Raw genomic sequence first — 21,564 nt, forward strand, 5'->3', positions numbered from 1 at the left:
TGGCCTCTGATGCCGCAGCGGCTTGTCATCATCGGGGCGGGGATGGCCTCTGGGCGGATGTTGGAGCATCTGTTTGCGCAGGCCCCAGAGGCCTTTGAGGTCACCCTGTTCAATGCCGAGCCGCGCGGCACTTATAATCGCCTGATGCTCTCGCCCGTTTTGGCCGGAGAGCTGAGCTATGCCGAGATCGTCACCCATGACGACGCATGGTACGCCCGCCATAACGTGACCTGTCGCTTTGGCGAATGGGTCACCGCGATTGACCGCGACGGCAAGCGGGTGATCGGCACCAAGGGCGCTGTGCCCTATGACCGTTTGGTCATCGCCACTGGCTCGACCCCCTATATCCCGCCTTTGCCCGGTCATGACCTGCCCGGTGTGATCGCTTACCGTGATGTCGAAGACACCGACCGGATGATCGGGTTGGGCGCGGGGGACAAGGCCGTGGTGATCGGTGGTGGGCTTTTGGGGCTTGAGGCGGCCGCTGGAATGGCGGCGCGCGGGGTTGAGGTCACCGTGGTGCATCGGGCGGGTCATTTGATGAACCGCCAACTCGATGCGCCTGCTGCCGATCTGTTGCAACAGGCGCTTGAGGCGCGCGGCATCACCGTTGTCTGCAACGCCCAATCGCAAGAGATTCTGGCCGATAACAAAGGACAAGCGCGGGCGCTGCGGCTGGCCGATGGCTCTGAATTCCCTTGTGATCTGGTGCTGATGGCCGTGGGGATTGTGCCCTCTGTCGGCCTTGCGCGCGCGGCGGGGTTGACGGTCGGGCAGGGGGTTTGTGTCGATGATCAACTCGCCACCTCTGATCCATCCATCTATGCGCTGGGCGAATGTGTCGAACACCGAGGCGCGGTCTTTGGTCTTGTCGCACCGCTGTTTGATCAGGCCAAAGTGCTGGCCCAAACCCTGCGCGATCTGCCCGGCAGTTTTGTCAACAAAGACGTCTCCGCCAAGTTGAAAGTCACCGGATGTGATCTTTTTTCCGCGGGCGATTTTTCCGAGGCGGAGGGGCGCGACAGCATCACCTTTTCCGATCTGCGCGCGGGTGTTTACAAGCGTTTGGTGATTGAAAATAACCGTCTGATCGGCGCGGTGATTTATGGCGACACCCAAGATGGCGGCTGGTTTTTCAACCTGATCCGCAATGGTGCCGATGTGTCTGCGCTGCGCGACACATTGATTTTTGGCCCGGCCTATCAAGGCGCGCCCAAACCCGAATCTGTTGCCACAGCACAGGATCATGCGCCGATTGAAGCCCCCGTTTTGATGGAGATTTCGGCATGAAACGCCCCAAATCCGCCTGTTCTCTGCGCTCGACCTGCCCCTATTGCGGGGTCGGCTGTGGCGTCCTTTTGGCGGTCGATGCGCAAGGCGCATTGGAGGTGCGGGGCGATCCCGATCACCCGGCCAATTTCGGACGGCTCTGTTCCAAAGGCTCGGCTTTGGGCGAAACCGTCTCACTCGACGACCGCCTTTTGGCCCCACGCGTCCATGGCCAAGACACGGATTGGGACAGCGCGCTGGATTTGGTCGCAACGACTTTCAAAGACACCATCGCCAAACACGGGCCAGATTCGGTTGCCTTTTACGTCTCAGGCCAATTGTTGACCGAGGATTACTATGTCGCCAACAAGCTGATGAAAGGCTTTATCGGCTCCGCCAATATCGACACCAATTCGCGGCTCTGCATGGCCTCGACCGTGGCCGGGCACAAACGTGCCTTTGGCACCGACACGGTGCCGGGCACCTATGAGGATTTGGACGAGGCTGATGTGATCGTGCTCACCGGGTCGAACCTCGCGTGGTGCCATCCGGTGCTCTATCAACGCATCCTCGCCGCCCGCAAAGCGCGCCCGGACCAAAAACTCGTGGTCATCGACCCACGCCGCACCGCGTCCTGTGATCTGGCGGATTTGCATCTGCCGCTGGCGCTTGGCTCTGACGTGGCGCTGTTCAACGGGCTTTTGGCGGAGATCGAAAACCGTGGTTTGGTGGATCATGATTTTGCCAAACATGTCTCCGGGCTGGACGCGGCTTTGGTGAGCGCGCGCGCCGATGATCTCTCGGCCACCGGGCTTTCCGATGACGTTCTGGCCGAGTTCTTCGATCTCTGGTGCGGCACGAAAAAGGTCGTCACGATCTTTTCCCAAGGCGTCAATCAATCCTCCTCGGGCACCGATAAAGTCAATGCCATCACCAATTGTCACCTCGCCACCGGGCGAATTGGGCGCGCGGGGATGGGGCCGTTTTCCGTCACGGGCCAACCCAATGCCATGGGCGGGCGCGAGGTCGGCGGATTGGCCAATATGTTGGCCTGTCACCTTGATCTCGAGAACGCCGATCATCGCAATGCCGTCAAAGACTTTTGGTCCGCCCCCGCCATGCCTGAGGCTGCGGGGCTGAAAGCCGTTGAGATGTTCAAAGCGGTGGGCGAGGGCAAGATCAAGGCGCTCTGGATCATTCACACCAACCCCGCCGTCTCCATGCCCGATGCCGATAAAGTGCGCGATGCCATTGCCGGATGCGATTTCGTCGTCGTGTCCGACATCACCGCCGCCACCGACACCGCCCGTTTGGCGCATGTGCTTTTGCCCGCCACCGGATGGGGCGAAAAGGACGGCACGGTGACCAATTCCGACCGGATGATGTCGCGTCAACGCGCGGTCTTGCCCGCGCCGGGATTGGCCCGCCCCGATTGGGATCAACTGGCCGAGGTCGGGCGGCGCATGGGCTTCAACGCCGCGTTTGAATATGAAACCCCGGCGGAGATTTTCCGCGAATATGCGGCCCTTTCGGGCATAGCGGGCGGCTTTGGCCGCGATTTTGACATCTCCGGCCTCTCGGACCTCTCGAACACCGCTTATGCCGATCTCGCGCCGACCCGTTGGCCGGTTTCAAGTGACAAAAAGGGCGGTCGCTTTTTTGCCGATGGCGGGTTTTTCACCGCCGATGGCAAGGGGCGGATGCTGCCCGTGGCGTGGAAACCACCCGTTGCCAAAACGGAGAAACGCTATCCTTTCCGCCTGAACACCGGGCGCATTCGCGATCAGTGGCACACCATGACCCGCACCGCGCGTTCGCCGCGTTTGTCGGCGCATATGGCCGAACCTTTCGTGGAAATTCACCCAGAGGATGCGAGCGTAAATGGCATTGGTCCGACCGCATTGGTTGCGCTCAAAACCCCGAATGGCCGCGCCATTGTGCGCGCGATGATCACGGATCGGACTCCCAAAGGCGAGGTCTTTGTGCCGATGCACTGGAGCGGGGAAAATGCGCCCTCGGCGCGGATTGATGCTTTGGTGCCCTCCGTCACGGACCCGATTTCCGGCCAACCCGAAAGCAAAGCTGCGGTGGTCTCGGTCACGCCCTTTGCCGCCAAATGGTACGGCTTTGCCATCTCGCAAATGCCGATCAAACCGACGTGCGACTATTGGGCCTTGGCCAAAACCTATGCGGGCTACCGGGTCGAATTGGCCGGGACGACCCTCCCAAAAGACTGGGTCGAAGAGGCGCGCACGCTGTTTGGCCTGCCCGATGCCGATGTCCAGACCATGTTGGACCCGGCCAAAGGCACGGCGCGGGTGGCGTTTCATGTCAACGGTGCCTTGGTCGCAGCCCTGTTCATCTCGCGCACACCCGTTGCCGTCATGCGCGACTATTTGGCGGCACTGCCGGGCCAAGAGGTGCCGGGCGTGTTGGCGGGCAAGTCGCCTGCCAATCAACCGGACCCCGGCCCCGTGCTCTGCTCTTGTTTTAATGTCGGGATCAACACTATCTTGGCGGCAATCGAAACGCGCGGGTTGATGAGCGTGGAGGCGATTGGCGCGGCATTGGATGCGGGCACGAACTGTGGCTCTTGTCGCCCGGAAATCGCAGCGCTCATCGCCAAGGCCCAAACCAAAGAAGCCGCTGAGTGAACCCCGATGAGCATTTCTGAATTTGTCCGCATTCTGGGGCGTGGCCCTGGTCGGTCCCGATCCTTGACCTTTGACGAGGCGCAAGAGGCGCTTTTGCGGGTGTTGCGTGGCGAGGCCGCGCCTGAAAGCGTGGGTGCGATGCTGATGCTTATGCGGATGAAAGGCGAGGTGCCGGGCGAGATTGCGGGGTTCACCGCCGCCTTGCGCGCCGGGTTGACCGCCGTGCCGAGGCCGGATTTGGACTGGCCGTCCTATGCCGCCGGGCGTACGCGCGGCCTGCCGTGGTTTTTGCTTTCGGCGCGATTGGTGGCCTTGGGCGGGCATCAGGTTTTGATGCATGGTTGGAACGGGCTGGGCGAAAACGGCCATTTGATCCGCGAGGGCCTACCCTTTGCCGGGATCGAGAGTTGCGACAGTCCGCGTGCTGCGCGCGACACGATGGCGCGCGCAGGCATCGCCTATCTGCCGTTGGAAAATTTCTCGCCTGAGCTGTTGCGTCTGTTGCAATTGCGCGCCGATTTTGGCCTGCGGTCTTGCCTCAACACCGTGGCGCGGATGCTCAACCCCGGCGGTGCGCGCGCCTCGGTCCAAGGCGTGTTTCATCCGCCCTACCGCGAACTTCAGGCCGATGCCTCCGCCCTTTTGGGCCTGCCCGCGATGACGGTGATCAAAGGCGGCGGCGGCGAATTTGAACGCAACCCGTCAAAGGATATTCAGGCCTTTGGGTTGCGCAATGGTCAAAGCTGGGAGGCGCTTTTCCCGCCCGCCGGGGAAGAGGCGCGCCGGTTGAATGACGGCGAAACGGAGCTGTCGCGCCTGTCTGATCTGTGGCACGGGCGTCTGGATGATCCGTTTGCCGAGGCGATTGTCCTGTCCACCGCAGCGCTGGCGCTTGACACGCTGGGCGAGGCTGCGCCGGAGGAGACAGCGCAGAGGCTTTGGGCCAATCGCTTGGCGTAAACGCGGCGTGGGGCGGGACGCCCTGTCTTTACCTTAAATTCCCTCCGCTTTCACCATCTCCTTGCCTGATTTTCGCCGTTTTACGCCAGCACTGTGAGGGCATGACAGGCGATGGAGGCCCGGAACATGGACTATGCACTCGACTATGCACATAAGGCAAAAGAGGCGCTGACACAGTGGATGGCGAGATTGGATGCCGCTGATCAGGTGACGATGATGGCGATCGGTTTTGGCCTGATGATCTTTGCGGTCGCAGCCCTGATGATTCAACGTCACCGCGAGGCCAAAGCACAGCACCCGACCCGCAGCGCGCTGGTCGAGGAGAGCGCGCGCTATGTGATCCCCGGCGAACGCCACATCGCACCGGCGGGCAAGCAAAAGGGCGATGCGTTCCTGCGTCGGCTCGATCACATGGCCTAACAATACTATGGCCTAACATTCGAATTTTATTCAGATATTTTACACGAGCACGTTATGTATAAATTGGTTCTTCAGGCATTTTTATTTTCTGCCATGGCGATTGGATTCATTGTCTTTAAATCGGACGGGTTGCGCCACGCGGCGCAGACCGGGGACATGTCGCACCTGTCCTCAACCAGCGTGGCCGCCGCGTCTTATATGTCGTTGACCGACCAGCTTTCGGGCAAATCGGGCCATGCCACCGCAGGCCACGGTACATATGATGCCTATGGCAGCCCGAGCCAACCTTGGTACGCCAAATATGACCCGCGTCACCTGTGGCGCGAGCGCCCGAAACAGATCAAATTGAACCCCAAAACCATCCGCGCGCCACAAAGCGATGGGAAGACCCCCGACAGCCTTGCCGCGCAGCTTGCCAAAAAGGGATTGCGCGTTGAGGATGTGAGCGTGGTCAAATTGAACTGAACGCCCCCGTTCAAACCTGATTAAAAATCGACGTCAACATTGGGCAATTTCAGCTCTTTCATCAAGTCGCGAAGCTCCTGACGGGCGGCAACGTTGGAAATATTGAGCGCCGATTTCACGCCGATGTCTTTCAAATCCAAAAGCGTCAGACCGCGTGGGAACAGCTCGCGGTAAATCACCCGTTCGGAAAACCCCGGCGCGACACGGAACCCGATCCGCTTGGCCAGTTCTTCCATCGCGTCGCCGATCTTTTTCTTGTTGTGCATCTGTTGCGCACCCAAACGGTTGCGCAAGACCACCCATTCGATCGGTTTCAACCCGGCCTGCGCCCGCAATTGTCGCGCGTTCCACACCATTTCGGAATAGACCGAAGGGCCGAGAATTTTATTGGTGTCGGGATCGACCCGCGCCAAAAGGTCAAAGTCGATGAAACTGTCGTTCATCGGCGTGATCAACGTGTCGGCCAGCGAATGCGCCACCTGAGACAGGCGGGTATGCGAGCCGGGGCAGTCGATCAGGATGAAATCACAGGATTCCTCAAGCCCGGTCACCGCCATTGACAGGCGACGATCATAAATATTCTCGCCCTCGGCCAAATCCGTGGCCTCCACTTGAGGCAGGTCGCGATATTCGGGGGTCGGAAGATCAATCCCCTCGCGCACGCAATAGGACAGGCGGTTTTCCAAATAGCGGGCGAATGTTTTTTGGCGCAAATCCAGATCCAGCGCGCCCACGCGCAGGCCCAGACGGGACAAAGCCGTTGCCACATGCATGGACACGGTTGACTTCCCGGCCCCGCCCTTTTCGTTCCCGACGATGATAATATGCGCCACGTCCCGTATTCCCACTTCTCTCGGCGCGCTTGTTGGTCTGCGCGCTCATGTCGTTTGAATTCTTGTATGCCGTTGTTCGGGGCTTTTGTTCAAGTGCGATCAACACGCGGGCCGGGGCAACGTCAGGGCCGTTGCCGAAATGTGGCATTGCTGCGCGGGGGGCTCGATCCGGTTTGGCCGAAGCCCAGAGATGCACACAGGAGATGCACACAGGAGATGCACGCTGGACTGGAAGAGGTGGACTGGAAAAGGTTGACAGCGTGCTCTCAACGAAAAACGCCGCCCCATGGGACGGCGTTGATCATCATAAAGGGGGATTGGCTTAAAAGCCGAGGCCCGCATATTTGTTTTTGAACTTCGACACGCGACCGCCAGCATCCATAAGGCGCGAGCTGCCGCCGGTCCATGCCGGGTGCACGGTCGGGTCGATGTCGAGGGCAAGCTGGTCGCCTTCGTTGCCCCAGGTGGAGCGCATCTGAAGGATCGTGCCGTCGGTCATTTTGACGTCGATGAAGTGGTATTCGGGGTGTGTATCTTTTTTCATCGGTCAGGTCCTTACGCGTCTGCGCCGGAAAGCGGCTTGTAATTGGTGACTTCGGCGATACGTGCGGATTTACCACGACGATCACGGAGGTAGTACAGTTTGGCGCGACGCACACGGCCACGACGCACAACTTCGATCGACTCGATGTTGGTCGAGAACAGCGGGAACACACGTTCCACGCCTTCGCCAAAGGAGATTTTACGCACGGTGAAAGAGCCAGCGATGCCCTTGCCGTTTTTGCGGGAGATGCAGACACCTTCGTAGTTCTGCACGCGGGTGCGTGTGCCTTCGGTCACTTTGTAACCGACGCGGATGGTGTCACCGGCTTTAAAATCCGGGATGGTCTTGCCGAGGGCAGCAATCTGCTCGGCTTCCAGTTGGGCGATAAGGTTCATCGCTTTACTCCAATGATGCTCACGGTTTTGGCCCGTGAAGGTTTACGCGTCCTCAGAGCTCTGTGTCTTCTATCGGGTCCGCAGATGCGCCCGCCAGAGGTTCAGGTCGTCTTTGCTTTGGTCTTTTTCCGGGTCTCAGGCGATGTCGAAGAAAACATCAGACCAAAGAAAAAAGATCCGCGAACCGATTCCGGTCCCGGATGGGCGGTGTATAGGGCCACCCACCCATTCGATCAAGAGGGTTTGCCCCTTTATTTGTTGGATTTTTCGGCCTCATAGGCCGCCCACATGTCCGGCCGGCGTTCGCGGGTGATTTTTTCGGACATTTTCTGACGCCATTCGCTGATTTTGCCGTGGTGGCCGGACATCAAGACCTCGGGGATCGGCATCCCGCGCCACTCAGCGGGTTTGGTGAATTGCGGATGTTCCAAAAGCCCGTTGGAATGGCTTTCTTCCTCAATGCTCTCGGCATTGCCCAAAACGCCGGGCAAAAGCCGCACCGTGGCGTCGATCATCGCCTGCGCCGCAATCTCGCCGCCGGTGAGGACGAAATCGCCCAAAGATACCTCTTCGATGCCATAGTGGAACAGCACCCGATCATCAACGCCTTCAAAGCGGCCACAGATCATCGTGATCCCGCGCGCTTTGGACCAACGTTTCGCCGTCGCCTGATCAAAGCGTTTGCCGCGTGGCGACAGGTACACCAGCGGCCAGTCTTCGCGGTTGGGCGGTGTGCCGTTCATGGCAAAGTCAATCGCCCGGCCCATCACGTCAGGACGCAGCACCATCCCCGCACCGCCCCCCGCAGGGGTGTCATCGACATTGCGGTGCTTGCCCTCGCCAAACTCGCGCAGGTGGATTTGCTCCAATTGCCATGTGCCCTCTTGCAACGCTTTGCCGGTCAGGCTCTCGCCCAAGACACCCGGAAAGGCTTCGGGGAACAGCGTGATGATCTTTGCTTTCCACACGCCCATCAGGTCCGGCGTGTTGGTCATCAACTCGCGCGGCGCCACGGTGGGGCGCACGGCGAGGCGGCCATGGGATTTCATCGGCTTTGGGGCGGTGGGGTTGGATTCGTCGGACATACCGCCATATAGACGCGCCCAAGAGATGCGCCAAGGGCGAAAGGAAAAGTTAAAGCTGATCCGCTTTAGGTGCCGTTGGGTTTACAATCGCCTCGCGCACCATTTGATAGGCGGGGTTCTTTGATGTCCAACAGCGAAAAGAAATCAATGGCGCGGGCTGTGACCTTGGTCTTGGCGGCTTTAGGCGTTACCGCGATGGCCCGACAAACCGAGAACCGCGCACCATAGCGGTGTCAAAATCACGCGGTCTTGTAGGTCGGCTTCAACAGGCGGCGCAAGATGGCCGCATGTTGGAACGCGGCAGCAAGGTAGCCGCATGGCGAAACAAGGTGTTTTGGAGCGTCGTCGTGCCGGCTTTGTGAAACCCGGCGTGGATGAGAATCCGTCAGCTCACTCAAACAGCCCCTCCGGTGGGTCCGCGATGATCCGGCCAGACGCCAAATCCACCGTCGGCACAACCGCCATCGTAAACGGCATCAACACCGAGGCTTTCAACGCGGGGCCTGAGACTTCCAACAGATCGCCCGCACCGTGGTTGAGCACATTGCTCACCGTGCCCAACACCGCGCCGCCCGTATCCAGTACAGTCAGCCCGATCAAATCGGCGTGGTAATATTCGTCGTCGGGCAATGAGGGCAAAACGTCCCGCTCGGCATAAAGCACAACGCCTTTGAGCGCGTCGGCCTCTTCCTTGGTGGTCACACCTTCCAGATCGGCGGCAAAGCCGTTTTTGATCGCGCGGGTGAGGGTGAGGTTATAGGTGGTTTTGCCGTCTTCTGAGGTGAGGGGCGAGTAGTCGCCAATCGCCTCGGGGTCCGCGCAGAAACTTTTGATCCGCACTTCGCCATAAACGCCAAACGCGCCCGCAATGGCGCCAACGATGATTCTTGTATCCGTCATATCCAACTCTCGACTGGCCTTTCCGGCGCTTTAGATTAACGGTCCAGAATGTCCGGGCAAGGGTGACGTTTTTCCCACCCAAGGCGTTCCAGTTCCGGTTGTTCCGTGTCTTCTTCGGGATGCCCGATGCAAAGATAACCGATCAGGCTCCACGTGTCTGCCACCTCAAGGTCGCGGCAGAGCGCCTTGGGATCAAGGATCGACACCCAGCCCAATCCAATGCCCTCGGCACGCAGCATCAGCCAAAATTGCATGATCGCGGAGACCACGGAATAGCGCAGCATTTCGGGCATGGTCGCCACGCCCAAGCCTTTGCCCTCCGCCGTGGCCTCGTCACAAAATACTGCGATTTGCACGGGGGCTTCGCGCATCCCGGTCAGTTTCAACCCGGCATATTGTTTGGCGGTCTCGCCGCTATAGCCCGCCAAAGCCTCGGCATTGGCGGTCTCGAAATTCTCAAGCGCGGCTTTGCGCGCGGCCTCTGATGTCAGGCGCACAATCCGCCAAGGTTGCGACAACCCAACCGAGGGCGCCAAGGTGAACGCATCAAGGCATTTGGTCAAAGTCGCTTCGTCCACCGGATCGGTGCGAAACCGACGCACGTCCCGCCGCCACCGCAAGAGCGCATGCAGATCGTTTCGAAACGCCTGTGAAAACTGGCCGATATGAGATGTCGTCATCTGTCTGATCCTGTGTTGCAACCGGCCGCCTCATGCCGCGTGGGTCAGCATCAAAGGCAGGTTTTTCGTGTCAGAAAACCACCCAAAAGGGGAAACGCCGGGCCCACCAAACGGCAGGCCCGGCGCAGAACAGCAGAGGTCAGGTCAAAGGCCTGACCCCCCCCTATACCGATGCGGACAGGCCGCAGCGGTTCAGGGCTTATTCCTCAGCAGCAGCTTCGGCCGGAGCGGCAGCAGCTTCAGCGGCAGCAGCCACTTTTGCGGCTTTCTCTTCAGCGCGCTCAACGGCTTTTTTGCCCGGCTTGGCTTTGTTCGGGTTGGCGCGGACTTTTTTCTCAAGAACGCCAGCAGCTTCGAGCATACGTGCCAAACGGTCGGTCGGCTGTGCGCCTTGACCGAGCCAATATTTCACGCGATCGAGGTCCATTTTGACGCGATCTTCGGAGTCTTTCGGCAAGAGCGGGTTGTAGGTGCCCAGCTTTTCGATAAAGCGGCCATCACGCGGCATACGCGCGTCGGATGCAACGATGGAATAGTGCGGGCGTTTTTTGGAACCGCCGCGGGCGAGACGAATTTTCATAGCCATGGTGTAATCTCCTGATTGAGCTATTGAGCTGAGACGTGTTTGAAAACGCTCAGCAATCCTGGTGTTTTTCGTGGTGGTGAATGACTTCCTGAATGATGAATTTCAGGAATTCCTTTGCGAATTCCGGGTCAAGATCGGCACGTTTGGCCAAATCTTCGAGCCGGGCAATTTGTTTGGCCTCCCGATCGGGGTCAGAAGGCGGCAGGTCGTGTGCGGCTTTGAGTTTGCCGACAGCCTGTGTGTGTTTGAACCGCTCGCCCAGCGTATAGACGAGGATCGCGTCCAGCCGGTCGATGCTTTCGCGATGCTCTTTGAGGATTTCCTGAGCGAGGATCTCCTGAGCGCGGCTGATGTCATTGCTCATGCGTAGGCCTCCATACCGCCGTCTTGCAGGGCGTCCGGGGTGGGGTGACGATAGACAAGGCAGTCCTCGTCATCGGGTGTTTTGGCCGTGGTGTCCAAGGTTGCGCCCAGCCGTTCGGCCAGCGCAATCGAACGGACATTGCCCGCGTCGATATAGGACACCAACGTGTCGTGACCCAGTTCGACATAGGCATAGGCACGAGCCATTTCGGCGGCTTCAAAGGCGTAACCGTGGCCCTCAAACCCCTCCATCATGAACCAGCCCAGTTCGAGTTCCGGGAAATGCGGCGGTTTGTTGAGTGCAACCTGACCAACAAATGCCCCGTCTTTGAGCCGCTCAATGCCCCATGCGCCGTGCCCAAACAGGTCCCATTGCGCGATGTCACCACAGAACGCGAACCAAGCCTGACGGCGGGTCAGCGGCCCGTGCATAAACGTCGAGCGCTCGGACGCGAACATGTTGGCAAAGTGATCGAAATCATTTGCAACATGGCCGCGCAACCGCAGGCGCTGGGTGTCTATGGTGGGGGCGAGGGTCATGGTTATTTCTTTTTGCCGAGACCAGAGAGATTGGAGGGCAGGCCCATGCCGCCGCCCAGACCCGGAAGGCCGCCGGGAAGGCCGGACATGCCTTTGGGCAATGCGCCAGAGAGCGCCTTGGTGGCTTCGGCCATTTTGGCCGGGTCCATATCCTCAAGACCTTCGGGGCCGCCTTTGCCAAACATGCCTTTGACCGCTTGTTTGAGCATCCCGCCTTTGCCCATTTTGCCCATCTTTTTCATCATGTCCGCCATTTGGCGGTGCATTTTCAAAAGCTTGTTGAGCTCGGACACTTCAAGACCCGCGCCCTTGGCGATCCGCTTTTTGCGCGAGGCCTGAAGCAGCGCCGGGTTGGCGCGTTCTTTTTTGGTCATGGATTGCACGAGCGCGATTTGGCGGGTGATGACCTTGTCGTCAAAGCCCGCATCGCTGACCTGCTTGGCCATTTTGCCCATGCCCGGCATCATCCCCATGATGCCTTCCATGCCGCCCATTTTTTGCATCTGTTCAAGCTGCATCTTCAGGTCGTTCATGTTGAACTGACCCTTTTGAAAGCGCTTCATCATCCGCTGCGCTTGGTCGGCCTCAATGGTTTCCTGCGCCTTTTCGACCAGCGCAACAATGTCGCCCATGCCCAGGATGCGACCGGCCACGCGGTCCGGGTGGAATTCTTCGAGCGCGTCCATCTTTTCGCCCAAGCCGACGAATTTGATCGGCTTGCCGGTGACCGCGCGCATGGAGAGCGCCGCACCACCGCGCCCGTCGCCATCCATCCGGGTCAATACAACGCCGGTGATGCCGATGCGGCCATCAAAGTTTTCGGCGGTGTGGACCGCATCTTGACCGGTCAGGCCGTCAACCACCAAAAGCGTCTCACGCGGCGCGGTGATGGCTTTGACCTCTTCGACCTCAGTCATCAACGCATCGTCGATGGACAGACGGCCCGCCGTGTCGAGCATATAGACGTCATAGCCGCCCATCAGCGCCTGTTGTTTGGCGCGTTTGGCGATGTCGGCGGGCTTTTGTCCGGGCACGATGGGCAGCGTGTCGACGCCGATCTGATCGCCCAAGACCTTGAGCTGATCCATCGCCGCCGGGCGGTAGACGTCAAGCGAGGCCATCAACACGCGCTTGCCTTGTTTGTCTTTCAGGCGCTTGGCCAGTTTCGCGGTGGTTGTGGTTTTACCACCGCCTTGCAGACCGACCATCAAGATCGCGGCAGGCGGGTTGTCGACCTTCAACTGACCGATTTCTGCGCCGTCCCCGGCCAGAACGGCGATCAATTCGTCATGGACGATTTTGACCACTTGCTGACCCGGAGTCACAGATTTGGTCACCGCATGGCCGGTGGCCTTGGCTTCGACCGCTTTGACGAAATCACGCGCCACGGGAAGCGAGACATCGGCCTCAAGCAGCGCCACACGTACTTCGCGCAGCGCGGTTTTTACATCGTCTTCAGACAACGCACCCTGTTTGGTGAGCTTGTCGAAGACGCCAGAGAGGCGTTCGGACAGATTTTCAAACATGGGCCGTTCTCCTTTTTCGATCCGTTTTGGGATCAGGGGCCGTTAACGATATGCTCTATTTGGGGACAGAGCGGCGAATTGCAAAGCCCAAATGCGGTTCCGCCCCCGTGGGCGTATAACGCTGACGGGGGGCGATCCTGGCACTCGGCCTGAGGACCGGAAGATGCGACTTCCGGGGAATTTGATCCGGGCATTACGCGCCTGCGTATGGAGAGTCAAGACAATGAGGCGTCAGACCCGCGCAAAACGCGCTGGTCGATGGGCCAGATCACTCTAATATTTAATCTACGGCTCAGGGGAGAGACCAGATGAAGGACGCACAGATGACAGTCCGCGCACAAGAGGCCTGTGAAACCGGCGTGCTTTATGTGGCGGGCGGGGCGGATTATGTGGATTTGGCGATCCAATCGGCGCGCTCCTTACGGGCACAGGACCCCGATATTGCCATTGATCTGGTCACCGACCTGCCGGAAAACCTGCCGCGGGATCTGTTTGATCGGGTCACCGCCTGTTCCGACATGCACCCGCGTGAGAAACTGCGTGCCATGTCCGCCACCCGGTTTCAACGCACGCTCTATGTCGATTGCGATACGCTTTTTCTCGCCCCGCTGGGCGATCTCTTTGCGGTGCTGGATCGGTTTGAATGCGCGCTCACCCATGATGTGCGCCGGGATTGGGCCTTGATCCAACAGGGCCGAGACCACCACACCCCCTATGCTTTTCCGCAACACAATTCCGGGGTGTTTCTCTATCGCCGCTCCGAACCGATGTGGGCCTTTCTGGCCGAATGGGCGGATCGGTTTTTCGCCGATGATGCGATTGAGCGCGATCAGATCATTCTTAAGGACCTGTTATGGGAAAGCGATTTGCGCTTTTACGTTTTGCCGCCCGAATTCAACCTGCGCCGGGTGACGGTCTTGGATGCGTGGGAGCCGCTGGATGCCCGCCCGACCATTCTCCATTCGCATCGGTTTCAGGATCACATGCGTGCCAAGGACGGTCAGGCCGCAGAGCGCATTTCTACCCTGGAGACGCTTTTGGCGGTCGAACGGGTGGCCTTGGCGCAGGAATGGGATGCGGCGCTGCCTGAGCAGGCGCAGCGTTGGGCGCATTTGCGAAAATAAAGGAATGCCCTTGCAATTTTGAACGGACGGCGTGAGTGTGGCGGGAAGCGTTCCTTGCTGCACATGAGGTTGTTGATGTCTGTTGAAAACTGGGATGAATTTCGCACCGCCTTTCAGGTCGCCAAGATGGGCACCGTTTCAGGCGCAGCCCAGGCCCTTGGCGTGCACCATGCCACCGTGATCCGCCATATCGACTCTTTGGAATCGCGCCTTGGGGTCAAACTGTTCCAACGTCATGCGCGCGGGTACACCTCGACCGAGGCCGGGCTTGATCTGTTGAAAATTGCCCAGACCACCGACGATCAGTTTTCACAGCTCGTCTCACGCATCAAAGGCCGTGGTGAAAAGGTCGAGGGCGAATTGGTGATCACCTCCTTGCCCGGTGTCGCGCGGCTTATGGCGCCCGCGATTGCCGAGTTTCAGTACCAACACCAGGATCTCTATGTGCGCTATGTGATGGACGAACGTGTGCTGCGGCTGGAATATGGCGAGGCGCATGTTGCCATTCGTGCGGGCCTGCCGCCGCAGGAACCCGACAATGTGGTCCAGAAATTTTACAGCCAAGCCTTTGGCCTCTACACGCATGAGACCTACCTTGAACGCTATGGCCGGCCAGATGACGCCGATCTCACAACCAAGCTGCGCTTCGTCGCCTTGGACAACAAGACCTCGCGCGCGCCTTTCATGATCTGGATGAATGAGAATGTCGCCGATGATCGGGTGGTGTTTCGCACCTCTGATGGCGAAGCTCTGGCCGAGGCTGTCATAGCGGGGGCAGGGGCAGGGTTCATGCCAACATGGCGGGGCGAGCGGACGTCCGGGTTGGTACAACTGATGCCTCCCACGCCGGAGCTGGAGAGTCAGGGGTGGCTGGTGACCCATGTCGATCTGCATCGCACCGCCAAAGTGCAGGCTTTTCTAAAGTTTTTGAAAGCCTATGCGAAGGACATGGAAGATTTGCCCGAAAGATGCTCGGCGTGATGACAGCGCACGTCACGTCCCCTGTGCGCGTGCGGGCAATGGACGCGCACGCGCCGTTTCGGTAAGGGGCATGGGGCCAGTTGATCGCAACTGGTTTCACAGGGAGCCTCTCGTGCCAAACAAAGCCTCTGCCAATGACCGGCGCAACGGGCATCTTGCGATGCTCACCTTTTCTTTCCTCGTTGCCGGGTCCTTTTCGCTTGGGTCCATGGCCGCCAATGAAATCACCCCTCTTGCAATCAACGGGCTGCGTTTTGTGCTGGCGGCGCTGATCGTGGGTGTTTTGGCACTTGCGACTGGCGGCATCCCGCGTGCGTCTTTCAAACAGCCATGGCGCTACGCCATCCTCGGCGGGATTTTCGCGCTGTATTTCGTGATGATGTTTGTCGGATTGAAAACGGCCACGCCTGTCTCCGCCTCGGCCGTCTTTACCCTGACCCCGGTTTTGGCCGCGTTCTTCGGCTATCTCATCATGCGCCAAATCACCACGCGCCGCATCGCCATGGCATTGGCCATTGGGGCGGCGGGCGCGCTTTGGGTGATTTTTCGGGCGGATCTCAGCGCGCTTTTGGCGTTTCAGATTGGCAAAGGCGAGGCGCTATATCTTATCGGCGTTGTCGCCCATGCGATCTATACGCCCTTGGTGCCGCGTTTGCACCGGGGTGAGCGCACCTTTGTCTTTACCTTCTTTGTCCTTTCCGCCGCCTCCATCGTGATCCTCGCGTTCGGCTGGCGCGACATTCTGGCCACCGATTGGGCCGCGCTGCCTCCAATCGTCTGGATCACCATGGCTTATCTCGCCGTTGTGGCCACCACCATCACCGCCTCGCTTTTGGCCTTTGCCTCCGTGCGTTTGGCGGCGGCGAAAGTCATGGCTTATACCTATCTTGTGCCCTCATGGGTGATCATTTGGGAAATCCTGTTGGGCCATGGCGTGCCGCCGATCTTGGTGTTCGGTGGGATTGGCTTGACGATGTTGGCGCTCTATTTGTTGCTCAAACACGAGGCGTAAACCTTTGCCGTAGCGTGTCACTGTGGCGTTGAACGGCTGTGGCGGGAAGCGGGCCGCCGTGACCCAGAAAAAACAGGCCACAGTCGAGAGACAAGAGATGCTGCAAGGATGCGACGACGCGCATGGGCTCCTCTTCGAATGGCGGTGATTTCGGGTGGGCGCGGCAGGCGATGCCGCCAAGCAAAATCCCGGATGCTGCCAAATCCCCGGCGATGACGCGGCCGTCGTCCAAAAGGACCGACACGGACCCCGGCGTATGGCCGGGCGTGTGGAGCACCTGCGCCGCAATCCCAAACTCTGAGAGATCGAACACGTCCGTGGTCATGATCACATCGGGCGTCACGGTGTCAAAGGGCCGTTGGATCGCACCCGTCCTGTAAAACACCCGACCAAAGGGGCCGCTGGGTGTGAGCAGCGGCGGCTGGCCCTGACAATAGGGCAGCTCATCGTGATGCGCGAGCAGGGGCGCGGCGCTGCGCGTCTGCACACGGGCGGCGGAGCCGGCGTGATCAATGTGGGCATGGGTGAGAATGGTGAGGGTGAGATTTGACCAATCCAAGCCCCTTGCGTTCAAAGCCTTTTCGATCTTGCGTTCCGAATTGGGCAGGCCTGTGTCCACCAAAACGGCGCGATCTCCCCGGCTGATCAGAAAGGCATTGAGCATGCCAAAGGGCAGCATGGGGATGGTATCGACAAATGTTTGGGTCATGGCGCGTATCTCGGATAGGATCAGGATGCGATTGGTGATGACATCACCGTCAAAGGGTCGCAATTGGGCACTTTTTTGTAACCGGAGGACCGAGATGCAGCATGTGAGGCCGCCCCAAAACCGCCCGTGGACCGTCCCGGAGACAGGTGCCTGTCCTGTGGGGCAGACGCTGCGGCTGCTGGGCGGCAAGCACGGCCCAAGCGTGCTTCATTGTTTGCTGGGGGGAGAGATGCATTTCCTCGAACTCACCCGTGCCCTCGATGGCATCAGCCGAAAGGTTTTAAAGGCACAGTTGCGAGAGTTTGAAGACAATGGATTGGTTTTGCGGGTCGCTAAACAAGACGCCCGCCGACGGGTCGGCTATTCTTTGACCGACAAGGGCCGCGCGTTGGGCGAGATCGTGGGACAGCTTTACGACTGGAGCCAAGAATGGGCATAGTGGGCCTAGTCTTGCACCAGTTCCTGCGCCAAAAACCGTTCCAACCCATCCAGGTCCAGTTCCACAAACTGGCCAAACCCCTGCATCCACACAGAGGAGGCGCGGATGGCGCTCGGGTCGAGTTTGCACCATTTCACCCGCCCGCGCTTTTCTTGCACGATCAATCCGGCGCGGGTGAGAATGCCGAGATGTTTGGAAATCGCCGCCAGTGACATCTCGAACGGTTCGGCCACATCGGTCACCGCCATGTCATCCTCAAGCAACATCTCAAGGATCGCCCGACGGGTCGGATCAGACAGGGCGGCAAAAATGAGATCAAGATCATGCGACATGTGAAATGCGTTAGGGCCGCGCGACGCTTTGGTCAACCATTTGGTTGAATAACGAAAACGCGAGCGGCGAGCGCTAACAGCGGCAAAGGCATGGGGTGTCCCGTCTTTACCGTGATCTAAATACTTAATAAAAACAGTATCTTAATCCATTTCAAAATGGGGTATTCCCGTGTTGACTCTGAATGTCCCCCCGCATAGCTTGCCGCCAAGCAACCAAAGGGGCTTTTTGCCATGACCGACCCGCATGATCCCGAGCGCCTGCGCGCTTTGGAAGAGCGGATTGAAAAGGTGAAAGGGGCACTTGCTCCCAAAACCTCCCGCGGTGAAGAACACTTTTCTCAGGCCAATATGGCCTGGCGGATGGTGGTGGAATTGGTGGCCGGTCTCTTGATCGGCTTTGGTATAGGGTGGGGCTTGGATAAGCTCTTGGGCACAATGCCCTTGTTCCTCGTACTGTTCATAGGCTTCGGTCTTGCTGCGGGCGTCAAAACGATGATGCGAACCGCCAAGGAAATCGAAGCTGGGCAGGTGGCAGATGCCGCCAAGAATGATAACGCGGGTGATCCCGCACGTGATGAGAGGGATTGAACGTGGCAACTGAAGCGCATGGTTCCGAGAGCAGCTTGGCCTTCCACCCGATGGATCAGTTCAAGCCGGTGTCTCTGTTTGGCGACGGCACGATCCATTGGTACACCGTGACCAACGTCACGCTTTGGATGGCGATCACCGTTCTGGCGATCGTGCTCCTTTTGGTCGTCGGCTCGCGTGGCCGCGCCATGGTGCCCTCGAAAGGTCAGTCCATTGCCGAGCTGATGTACGGTTTCGTCTATAAGATGGTCGAAGATGTCGCCGGCAAAGACGCCATCCGCTACTTCCCTTACATCATGACGCTGTTCTCGTTCATCGTCTTCGCCAACATCCTCGGCCTTCTGCCGCTCTCCTTCACCACCACTTCGCATATTGCTGTGACCGGTGTTCTGGCCCTTCTGGTGTTCACCTTTGTCACTGTCTTGGGCTTCGTGAAAAACGGCTCCAAATTCCTCGCTTTGTTCTGGATCTCCTCCGCGCCGCTCGCTGTGCGCCCGCTTCTTGCGGTGATTGAGTTGATCTCCTACTTCGTGCGCCCCGTCAGCCACTCCATTCGTTTGGCGGGCAACATGATGGCTGGCCACGCCGTGATCAAAGTGTTCGCGGGCTTCGCCGCCATCGCCGCTATCTCGCCGGTTTCGATCCTTGCGATCACCGCGATGTACGGTCTCGAAATTCTCGTGGCCTTCATTCAGGCCTACGTGTTCACCATTCTGACCTGTGTCTATCTCAAGGACGCGCTTCACCCGGCTCACTAAGTCCGGTCAGGTTTAGAACTCGCTTTTTCAGCCAATTCCAACGTAAGGAGATACCCCCATGGAAGGCAATATCGCAGAACTCGGCAAATACATCGGTGTAGGCCTCACAGCAATCGGCATGGGTGGCGCAGCCATCGGTGTGGGTAACGTGGCTGGCAACTACCTGTCCGGCGCTCTTCGTAACCCGTCCGCCGCTGCGTCGCAGACGGCGACCCTCTTCATCGGCATGGCCTTTGCAGAAGCTCTGGGGATCTTCTCGTTCCTCGTCGCTCTTCTGCTGATGTTCGCCGTCTGATCGAACACTCTATCCTTACGGCAGGGTGGGTCGGTTTTCCGATCCACCCTCGCGTAAACTAGGGGTCTCTCCGGCATGGGTTCGGAGAATTAGGTCAGAGCCAGGAGGATAAGATGGCAACAGAGACGCACGGGGCAGAGTTGGCGACCGCTGAGGCAGGCATGCCGCAGCTCGACTTCGCGACATTCCCCAACCAAATTTTCTGGCTTCTGGTCACGCTTGTCGTGATCTATTTCGTGCTCTCGAAAATCGCCCTGCCGCGCATCTCTACGGTGCTTGCGGAACGGTCCGGCACGATCATGAATGATATTTCTGCCGCCGAAGAGCTCAAACTCAAGGCCAAAGAGGCAGAAGCAGCCTATAACGCGGCTCTCGCTGAGGCGAAGTCTGAAGCGCAACGGATCTCAAACGAGACTCGCGCTGCGATTCAGGCCGATCTCGACACAGCGCTGGCCAAAGCCGATGCACAGATTGCGGCCAAAGCGGCCGAATCTGAGAAAGCCATCAACGAAATCCGCGATGGTGCGATGGACAGTGTCAAAGCTGTGGCCAAAGACACCGCCAAAGAAATCGTCGCCGCCCTCGGCTCAACTGCGGATGCACGCACCATCACCGCCGCGGTCACCGCGCGTATGAAAGGGTAAGGATATGAAAAAACTTTCTCTTCTCATCGCTCTCGTCACCGCGACTCCGGCCTTGGCCGCATCCCAAAACCCGTTTTCGGGTGATTTCTGGACACTGACCAACACCAACCTGATCGTCCTTTTGGGCTTTTTGGTGTTTGTTGGCATTCTGATCTGGAAAAAGGTTCCGGCTCTGTTGGGCAAAATGCTTGACGACCGTGCGGCTGGTATCAAATCTGACCTCGACGAAGCCCGTGCGCTGCGCGACGAAGCGCAGTCGATCTTGGCCTCCTACGAGCGCAAGCAGCGCGAAGTGCAGAACCAAGCCGATGCCATCGTCGCTCAGGCGAAAAAAGACGCGGAAGCTGCCGCCGAGAAAGCGAAAGAGGACATCAAGACCTCGATCCAACGTCGTCTCGCCGCCGCTGAAGACCAGATTGCGGCAGCCGAAGCCGCGGCCATCCGCGACGTGCGCAACGCGGCCATCACGGTGGCCATTGGCGCGGCCTCTGACATCATCACCAAACAGATGACGGCAGCGGATGCCAACGCGTTGATCGAAACCTCGATCACCGAAGTGGGTGAAAAACTGCACTGATCTTTTCCTGACCTGACCCATCAGACCCCGATCAAAAAACCCCCGCCTTTGCGGGGGTTTTGTTTTGAGTATTTGGCTGCAATGAAACGGTTCAGCCCCGCGACTGTTCATGCTCAAACCTGAGCCGGGCAATGTCTTCGTTGCGCTCAAATTTTTGCTGATCGCTGAGCGCCGCTTCGACATAATCCAGATGCCGGATCACGGCGGCGCGGGCGGCGTCCGGGTCGCGCGCTTGCAACGCGTCATTGATGGCGCGGTGTTGATCCAACAGCAGGGCGCGGTTGGTGCGTTGTTTGAAGATCACCGAGCGGTTGTAAAACACGCCCTCACGCAGCAGATCAAACATTGACCGCATCATATGCAGCATGATGACATTGTGGCTGGCCTCAATGATCGAGAGGTGAAACTCCGCATCAAGCCGCGCCTCATCGGTTGGATTGCGCTTTGGATGCGCCGCTTCCATTTTTTTAAAGATCGCGTTGATGACGTTCAAATCGGTGTCTGAGGCAAAGCGGGTGGCGCGTTCGGCGGCCAAGCCCTCCATGTCACGGCGAAACGCGATATAGTCAAACACCGCCTCGTCATGGCTGCCAAAGAGTTTGACCAAGGCGGGGGAAAAGGCCGACCCCAAGACATCTGCGACAAACACGCCCGCGCCGGCTTTTGTGGTCAAAAGCCCCTTGGACGAGAGCTCTGCGAGGGCTTCGCGCACGGAGGGCCGCGACACGCCCAGACGCTCCGCCAAATCGCGTTCCGAGGGCAGGCGTTCGCCGGGGCGCAAAATGCCACGCAGGATCAACAATTCGATTTGCTTCATCACCGAATGCGCCAGTTTTTCGGCATTGATTTTTTGAAATGGCATGGGCCCCTCCATAAGAGTGATCA

26 protein-coding genes and 1 pseudogene are annotated in these 21,564 nt (G+C 58.9%); 14 read left to right on the top strand and 13 right to left on the bottom strand.

The window, feature by feature from the left end; translation table 11 throughout:
• Positions 1-9: 9 nt before the first annotated feature.
• The 5 genes and pseudogenes from BLT54_RS07885 to BLT54_RS07905 all read left to right on the top strand — a co-directional run.
• Positions 10-1,233: pseudogene (locus BLT54_RS07885) on the top strand (NAD(P)/FAD-dependent oxidoreductase); the annotation flags it as partial.
• A 53-nt stretch (positions 1,234-1,286) separates the two neighbouring features.
• On the top strand, positions 1,287-3,923 hold the full coding sequence (locus tag BLT54_RS07890) for a nitrate reductase (protein ID WP_074643201.1): 2,637 nt from the start codon (positions 1,287-1,289) through the stop codon (positions 3,921-3,923).
• Between the two features lie 6 nt (positions 3,924-3,929).
• The gene (locus BLT54_RS07895; RefSeq protein WP_074643202.1) at positions 3,930-4,883 is read left to right on the top strand and encodes a glycosyl transferase family protein; all 954 of its coding nucleotides are present in this window, start codon (positions 3,930-3,932) and stop codon (positions 4,881-4,883) included.
• A 126-nt stretch (positions 4,884-5,009) separates the two neighbouring features.
• Positions 5,010-5,303 (top strand): hypothetical protein, encoded by a 294-nt coding sequence (locus tag BLT54_RS07900; protein WP_143026776.1) that lies wholly within the window; start codon positions 5,010-5,012, stop codon positions 5,301-5,303.
• Positions 5,304-5,357: 54 nt separating this feature from the next.
• Complete coding sequence (locus BLT54_RS07905; RefSeq protein ID WP_074643207.1) at positions 5,358-5,768, top strand: hypothetical protein; 411 nt, start codon at positions 5,358-5,360, stop codon at positions 5,766-5,768.
• Between the two features lie 20 nt (positions 5,769-5,788).
• Here the strand turns inward: BLT54_RS07905 and BLT54_RS07910 are convergent, their stop codons facing one another.
• The 10 genes from BLT54_RS07910 to ffh all read right to left on the bottom strand — a co-directional run bounded on the left by BLT54_RS07910 (position 5,789) and on the right by ffh (position 13,220).
• A complete protein-coding gene (locus BLT54_RS07910; RefSeq protein WP_074643210.1) occupies positions 5,789-6,601 on the bottom strand; it encodes a division plane positioning ATPase MipZ in 813 nt (270 codons plus the stop codon).
• A gap of 322 nt (positions 6,602-6,923) precedes the next feature.
• Complete coding sequence (gene rpmE / locus BLT54_RS07915) at positions 6,924-7,145, bottom strand: 50S ribosomal protein L31 (RefSeq protein WP_009572174.1); 222 nt, start codon at positions 7,143-7,145, stop codon at positions 6,924-6,926.
• An 11-nt stretch (positions 7,146-7,156) separates the two neighbouring features.
• Complete coding sequence (rplS, locus tag BLT54_RS07920) at positions 7,157-7,540, bottom strand: 50S ribosomal protein L19 (protein WP_009572175.1); 384 nt, start codon at positions 7,538-7,540, stop codon at positions 7,157-7,159.
• 251 nt (positions 7,541-7,791) lie between these two features.
• Entirely contained in the window at positions 7,792-8,625 is an 834-nt protein-coding gene (gene trmD / locus BLT54_RS07930) for a tRNA (guanosine(37)-N1)-methyltransferase TrmD (protein WP_083351749.1), read from the bottom strand.
• 390 nt (positions 8,626-9,015) lie between these two features.
• The gene (gene rimM / locus BLT54_RS07935) at positions 9,016-9,525 is read right to left on the bottom strand and encodes a ribosome maturation factor RimM (RefSeq protein ID WP_074643217.1); all 510 of its coding nucleotides are present in this window, start codon (positions 9,523-9,525) and stop codon (positions 9,016-9,018) included.
• Between the two features lie 35 nt (positions 9,526-9,560).
• Positions 9,561-10,205, bottom strand: coding sequence for a 5,6-dimethylbenzimidazole synthase (gene bluB, locus BLT54_RS07940; protein WP_074643221.1), 645 nt, complete (start codon positions 10,203-10,205; stop codon positions 9,561-9,563).
• Between the two features lie 199 nt (positions 10,206-10,404).
• Complete coding sequence (rpsP, locus tag BLT54_RS07945) at positions 10,405-10,791, bottom strand: 30S ribosomal protein S16 (protein ID WP_009572180.1); 387 nt, start codon at positions 10,789-10,791, stop codon at positions 10,405-10,407.
• 49 nt (positions 10,792-10,840) lie between these two features.
• Entirely contained in the window at positions 10,841-11,155 is a 315-nt protein-coding gene (locus BLT54_RS07950) for a chorismate mutase (protein ID WP_074643224.1), read from the bottom strand.
• On the bottom strand, positions 11,152-11,694 hold the full coding sequence (locus BLT54_RS07955; RefSeq protein ID WP_074643227.1) for a GNAT family N-acetyltransferase: 543 nt from the start codon (positions 11,692-11,694) through the stop codon (positions 11,152-11,154). The genes BLT54_RS07950 and BLT54_RS07955 overlap by 4 nt, the downstream gene beginning before the upstream one ends.
• 2 nt (positions 11,695-11,696) lie before the next feature.
• Positions 11,697-13,220: a signal recognition particle protein gene (gene ffh, locus BLT54_RS07960; protein ID WP_074643230.1), complete on the bottom strand. Its 1,524-nt coding sequence runs from the start codon at positions 13,218-13,220 to the stop codon at positions 11,697-11,699.
• Between the two features lie 323 nt (positions 13,221-13,543).
• Between ffh and BLT54_RS07965 the strand changes: the two genes are divergently transcribed.
• The 3 genes from BLT54_RS07965 (at position 13,544) to BLT54_RS07975 (ending at position 16,337) form a co-directional block, all read left to right on the top strand.
• Positions 13,544-14,344, top strand: coding sequence for a glycosyltransferase family protein (locus tag BLT54_RS07965; protein WP_074643233.1), 801 nt, complete (start codon positions 13,544-13,546; stop codon positions 14,342-14,344).
• 75 nt (positions 14,345-14,419) lie between these two features.
• Positions 14,420-15,325: a LysR family transcriptional regulator gene (locus BLT54_RS07970; protein WP_074643238.1), complete on the top strand. Its 906-nt coding sequence runs from the start codon at positions 14,420-14,422 to the stop codon at positions 15,323-15,325.
• A gap of 112 nt (positions 15,326-15,437) precedes the next feature.
• Positions 15,438-16,337 (top strand): DMT family transporter, encoded by a 900-nt coding sequence (locus tag BLT54_RS07975; protein WP_245707979.1) that lies wholly within the window; start codon positions 15,438-15,440, stop codon positions 16,335-16,337.
• Here BLT54_RS07975 and BLT54_RS07980 read toward each other — a convergent pair.
• A complete protein-coding gene (locus BLT54_RS07980; RefSeq protein WP_074643565.1) occupies positions 16,321-17,046 on the bottom strand; it encodes an MBL fold metallo-hydrolase in 726 nt (241 codons plus the stop codon). The genes BLT54_RS07975 and BLT54_RS07980 overlap by 17 nt on opposite strands.
• Positions 17,047-17,140: 94 nt before the next feature.
• On the opposite strand from BLT54_RS07980, the gene BLT54_RS22525 reads away from it, so the two are divergent.
• Positions 17,141-17,485 carry a winged helix-turn-helix transcriptional regulator gene (locus BLT54_RS22525; RefSeq protein WP_074643241.1) on the top strand — a complete coding sequence of 115 codons (345 nt, stop codon included), beginning with the start codon at positions 17,141-17,143 and terminating at the stop codon, positions 17,483-17,485.
• A gap of 5 nt (positions 17,486-17,490) precedes the next feature.
• Here BLT54_RS22525 and BLT54_RS07990 read toward each other — a convergent pair whose 3' ends face one another.
• Positions 17,491-17,817, bottom strand: a complete 327-nt coding sequence (locus tag BLT54_RS07990; protein ID WP_074643244.1) for an ArsR/SmtB family transcription factor — start codon at positions 17,815-17,817, stop codon at positions 17,491-17,493.
• A 231-nt stretch (positions 17,818-18,048) separates the two neighbouring features.
• Between BLT54_RS07990 and BLT54_RS07995 the strand changes: the two genes are divergently transcribed.
• The 5 genes from BLT54_RS07995 to BLT54_RS08015 all read left to right on the top strand — a co-directional run bounded on the left by BLT54_RS07995 (position 18,049) and on the right by BLT54_RS08015 (position 20,679).
• Positions 18,049-18,405: an AtpZ/AtpI family protein gene (locus BLT54_RS07995; protein WP_074643246.1), complete on the top strand. Its 357-nt coding sequence runs from the start codon at positions 18,049-18,051 to the stop codon at positions 18,403-18,405.
• Positions 18,406-18,407: 2 nt separating this feature from the next.
• Positions 18,408-19,163, top strand: a complete 756-nt coding sequence (locus BLT54_RS08000; RefSeq protein ID WP_074643248.1) for a F0F1 ATP synthase subunit A — start codon at positions 18,408-18,410, stop codon at positions 19,161-19,163.
• Positions 19,164-19,221: 58 nt separating this feature from the next.
• On the top strand, positions 19,222-19,458 hold the full coding sequence (locus tag BLT54_RS08005; RefSeq protein ID WP_009572193.1) for a F0F1 ATP synthase subunit C: 237 nt from the start codon (positions 19,222-19,224) through the stop codon (positions 19,456-19,458).
• Positions 19,459-19,571: 113 nt separating this feature from the next.
• Positions 19,572-20,102, top strand: a complete 531-nt coding sequence (locus BLT54_RS08010) for a F0F1 ATP synthase subunit B' (protein ID WP_074643250.1) — start codon at positions 19,572-19,574, stop codon at positions 20,100-20,102.
• Positions 20,103-20,106: 4 nt separating this feature from the next.
• Positions 20,107-20,679: a F0F1 ATP synthase subunit B gene (locus tag BLT54_RS08015; RefSeq protein ID WP_074643252.1), complete on the top strand. Its 573-nt coding sequence runs from the start codon at positions 20,107-20,109 to the stop codon at positions 20,677-20,679.
• Positions 20,680-20,770: 91 nt separating this feature from the next.
• Here BLT54_RS08015 and BLT54_RS08020 read toward each other — a convergent pair whose 3' ends face one another.
• Positions 20,771-21,541, bottom strand: coding sequence for a FadR/GntR family transcriptional regulator (locus BLT54_RS08020; protein ID WP_074643567.1), 771 nt, complete (start codon positions 21,539-21,541; stop codon positions 20,771-20,773).
• Positions 21,542-21,564: the final 23 nt, after the last annotated feature.

It is taken from the genome of Celeribacter baekdonensis, assembly GCF_900102315.1.
In the GTDB taxonomy this organism is placed as follows: Bacteria; Pseudomonadota; Alphaproteobacteria; order Rhodobacterales; family Rhodobacteraceae; genus Celeribacter; species Celeribacter baekdonensis.